This is a genomic window from Pseudopedobacter sp. (assembly GCF_040392825.1).
Classification (GTDB): Bacteria; Bacteroidota; Bacteroidia; order Sphingobacteriales; family Sphingobacteriaceae; genus Pseudopedobacter.
This window is the reverse complement of the sequence record NZ_JBEBVH010000298.1, coordinates 1-4505: the sequence shown is the minus strand read 5'-3', so window position 1 is coordinate 4505 and position 4505 is coordinate 1. Positions and strand designations below refer to the sequence as shown.

The following is a 4505-nucleotide window of genomic DNA, read 5'->3' as shown; positions in this document are numbered from 1 at the left end:
TTAAAGGTGCTCCAAACCAACCTCCACGCCCCAGGTAAACTTCGTCGCGACTATCTATTGTTCCGTCATTATTCTGGTCTATGTATTTAATATCGCCTGGTTTTACTTCTCCAAATGACTGATAAGGTGAGTTAGCTATATCAGCATCATCCATAAAGAACCCTGCGCTCTGCAATCCCCAGATTGCATCCAATGGCTGTCCGGCTCTGTTTTGGTAACTGTATTCGTAAGATTCTGCTCTTTTGGTTGCTTTAGTTTCGTAATAAGTTCCGTTAAATCCTAATGTCCAGTTTACCTGGCCCAACTTTTTATTTAAGTTCAAGCTAAAGTCTACTCCTTTACGGCTATCTGCATCGTAATTGGTGTAGGGAACATTGGAGTATACCGGCCAGCCTGTTGAAAAATAAACAGGATATAAAACATTGGGCTGTACCACAATACCTTTCATCTCATTCGCAAAATAAGAACCACTAAAAGACAATAGGTTTTTGAATAACGATCCTTCTATACCTATATTGATTTCCCTCCTTTGCGGAAAGGTCATATCTAAATTTGCACTTCTCCTGCGATCGTAAGAATGTACTAAGTCTCCATCTCTCCAGCTATACCAGGCAGCATTATTGTAGGTATAGTATCCCAAATAGAGATAGTTATACCCTATAGTTGAATTACCGATGTCCAGATCGGTATTAAGAATACCTGCCGATGCTGTGATCTTTAAGTTATCAATCGCAGACACATCTTTCAGAAAATTCTCTTCGCTAATTCTCCATCCCAACGAAAACGTCGGGGAAATAGCCGCCCTGTTTTTCGGAGGTAGCTTAGTAGAATAAGCTAATGCTCCGCTAAAATCCATATAATATTTCTGTAAGAAATTATAACCCAGCTGTAAACCCAGATTGGTATTATTGATCTTATTATACACCTGTGATTCGCCTATTTGAAAAGCGTTGCCCAATAACATTGCAGATACATTATGTTTTTGGCTAAAGGTTCTGTTATAATTGAACTGACCTGAAAATGCGATATTCTGGCGGTAATAGCTATTGCTGATATTCTGTACACCAGATTTTTTGTCATCTCCGAATTTTGTTAAACTGCTAATTTGATCGAACCCGGCATAATTATTCCATGAGGCTTCATAAATGGCATAACTGTTATTATAGGCCTGTGTAAAAGACGTTAAATAGTCTACTGCCAGCATAGATTTAAAAGAGAGACCTTCTAATAGGTTATTCAGATTAAAATCTACTCCGGTGTTGAACTGGAACTGACGGCTAATATTACGGTTATAGCCGCCGGCATAAATACTTGCAAAAGCATTGGTCTGATCTAATGAGCTACCTCCAAGAAGATATTTGCCGTCAATTACATAATTACTGTTATTTACATAAGTCATAGACGGATCGTCACCCTCCTCAATCATATTAATCGGGATTAGTGGAGAAAACCTATAAGGACGTACAGTTGCGGCACTATTCCAATAGTTGGCATTTACGCCTTTTCCCGTATAAAAGCTCACGTTCGCATCTACATTTAGGGAAATCATTTTATTAAGCTTTACATCAACATTTCCTCTAATGTTAAACCTGTTTGAACCACTGTTTTTTACTGCTTCTCCAAAGTTCAGCAAAGATCCCTGCGACCAGAATCCTAAATTGGTATAATATTTTGCTTTCTCTGTTCCCCCGGATATCTCAGTGGTAAGATCGTAACGGTTGTAGCTGTCCTTCAGATAATCCGCAGAATAATAGTCAACGTTTGGATAACGATAGGGATTTGAGCCAGATGCGTAATTGTAAATTGTTGCTTCACTATAAAGATCTGACAATCCATCATTTCTACGGGCTTCATTATACAGGGTCATATATTCTGCCGATCCCAGAAATCCCGGATAAGCTTTTGGTACATTTATTCCTGCATTTGCCCTTACGTTAACCTTCTGGTCATAATTGCCACCTCTTTTAGTAGTTATATAAATTACACCTTTAGCAGCCTGACTGCCATAAAGTGCCACGGCACCCACACCCTTCAAAACGGTTATCTGGTCAATTTCTGTAGGCAGAATATTATTTGCATCACGTGGCACACCATCTACAAGAACAAGATAGTTACTCATACCCCATATGTTTCCATGAAAACCGGGAGTTAATGCTTCAAGATTTTCCAAACTATAAGTAGAATAGTTTTTTTCCATCATCTGGGATACATTTAAAACTGAAACTCCTCCCAAAAGATCTCGCTGATTTACTTTACGGAACGCTATCTGAACCAGTGAGGTAGAATCCACAGGCTGTAAAGAATTTAAAACTGTAGTATCCTGAAGATTTACGGTCTTATCTGTTTTTGTAATATTCTTGTCTGGCAATGGTTTAGTTCTGTTACCCTCTTTCCTATTGAGAAGAATATGTTTATCGGTATTCGTTCTGATAGCCGGATTAGCCAGACTTATTGCAGGTATTCCTGTTGTAACAGTCAGGCATAATGCTATTAATATTTTTATTTGCTTCATTATTGTCTCTCTTTTTTGATTTGTTAAACCACCTGTTACCAACCAGGATTCTGCGGAAACTCTGGATACATATTAACATCAACATTTTTAAGAGGTAGCCAATAATGCTTTTCGGTAAATTTACGCTCCAGTATTACCACTTCTCTTAAATTAGCTACCCTGTTCTGTGTAGGGTCTGTAGTATTAAATGTTCCTGTCCGGTCAAATTCAATAGATTTTTTTAATGTATACGGTGATTCTATCAACAAAAGCCATCTTCTCAAATCATTGAAACGATGTCCTTCAAATGATAATTCAACGGCTCTTTCTCTTCTGACTTCACCCAGAAAATCTTCCACAGAACCTAAAAATTTAGCATTTACGGGATCTACTCCTGCCCTTTCCCTAATTACATTAATAGCCTCTACTGCTGTTTTACTAAAATTGGCATCTTTCCCCGTAGGTGCATTATAACCCATCAAAGCCGCTTCGGCATACATGATATATATATCTGACAAACGCATGTAAGGCACATAGATATGCAGGTTATTTCCCCAACTATAGGCATTGTCGTACTTATTAGCTGTCACTGGAACGAATTTACGCAAGACATAACCGGTACGGCTTCCGGTTCCTACATCTCTATAACTCCCTCCTGTAAATAAATTCGCGTAGCGATTTACTTCCTCTTCAGCTTTAGGAATAGCCCCTTGAACAAATTTCACTCCATCAAATACGATATCATTGTAGAAACGTGGATCACGGTCTTTCCAAGGAAATTGCGGATCATAACCCGATTCAGCATCCGGCTTTGTAATGTCTGGAATTGGCAATCCGTTGGCCATTCCATAATAATCTACGTAATTAGCTGTTGGTATAAACTTGAGATCACCTTCCGAAACTATCACAGGTGTATACTGTTTACTGGTCCCCCAATTTGAGTTGTTCGCAGAATTATATGGTCCCCTAAAAATCGCTTCGGTACTTCCTGGCAAAGCCCAATTCTGACCAGTGGTATAAAAGTTCAGATAATAGTTCTTAAATTCTACCAGTGCATATGGTGTCTGACCAGTTTCAACCAGATTTAACAACTCTCCAAAAGCCGCTGCGGCTTTCTTGCAATATTCCTGATTATAGGTTTTACTTCCTGTAGACTCGTAATTCATCAAAGGACTGCCAGCCCATAGGTAATTTTTTCCCAAGTAACCCAACGCCATAATTTTATTGATACGTAGCTGATTTTTTCCCAGTGTTCTTTTTCCTGGCGCTGTATCATCCCAGTTTATGGGTAAAAGGTCTGCGGCAGCTCTAAAATCCGCAGCAGCCTTATCTGCACATTGCTGATAATTTAGACGGCCTAATTTTATTTCACCTACACTTGGAAGAACTGTGTCTATATAAGGCAAACCTCCAAAGTATTCCATTAATCTATGATGAAACCACGCCCTAAAAAACAAGAGTTGTCCTTTTATCAGATCTCTTTCTTCATTTGTAGCTTCGGTCATTAGGTCCATATTAGCTAAACCAATATTAGTTTTCCTGATCCCGTACCAGGCTGCATTCCATAAGTCTTTATTGATATTTCTGTCGTTAGGAATATAAACAGGGGTAAAATCCGCCTGATTCATCCACCCAGATCCCCAGCCGTCAAATTGGGATTGCCATCCCCAAAAATTTCCATCATCAATTTTGTGAATAAAATGATAGTTCCCAGCAGTTGATGTAATCTCATCTTCTCCCCAGTTCCAGGAATTTGTCCAGTAGTTGTTACTAAAGTTTACTATACAGTTATAAAGCTCCTCTGTATATCCCTGGAAATTGTTAAAGTTTTTGAAAGCTTCTTTTTCCGAAATTACAGTCTCTTCTGCCTTATCTAGCTACTTCTCGCAGGACGATAGACCAACACACGTCCATATAATACTACAAGCTACGATGGTTTTAATATATTGTTTCATAGAACTACCTATTAAAAAGTGATATTAGTGCCTAAATTAAATCTCTTAACTGTTGGATA

Annotated in this window: 2 protein-coding genes; both read right to left on the bottom strand. The window is 38.6% G+C overall.

Going from position 1 to position 4505, the window contains the following annotated elements:
- A partial coding sequence (locus ABWO41_RS15775) for a SusC/RagA family TonB-linked outer membrane protein (protein WP_353140110.1) occupies nucleotides 1-2512 on the bottom strand: 2512 nt, incomplete at its 3' end.
- A gap of 35 nt (nucleotides 2513-2547) precedes the next feature.
- Nucleotides 2548-4119, bottom strand: coding sequence for a RagB/SusD family nutrient uptake outer membrane protein (locus ABWO41_RS15770; RefSeq protein WP_353140108.1), 1572 nt, complete (start codon nucleotides 4117-4119; stop codon nucleotides 2548-2550).
- Between the last annotated feature and the right edge of the window lie 386 nt (nucleotides 4120-4505).

Excerpts from the sequence above, each read along its gene's own strand:
- ABWO41_RS15770 (WP_353140108.1), bottom strand. The coding sequence starts at position 4,119 with ATGAATCAGGCGGATTTTACCCCTGTTTATATTCCTAACGACAGAAAT.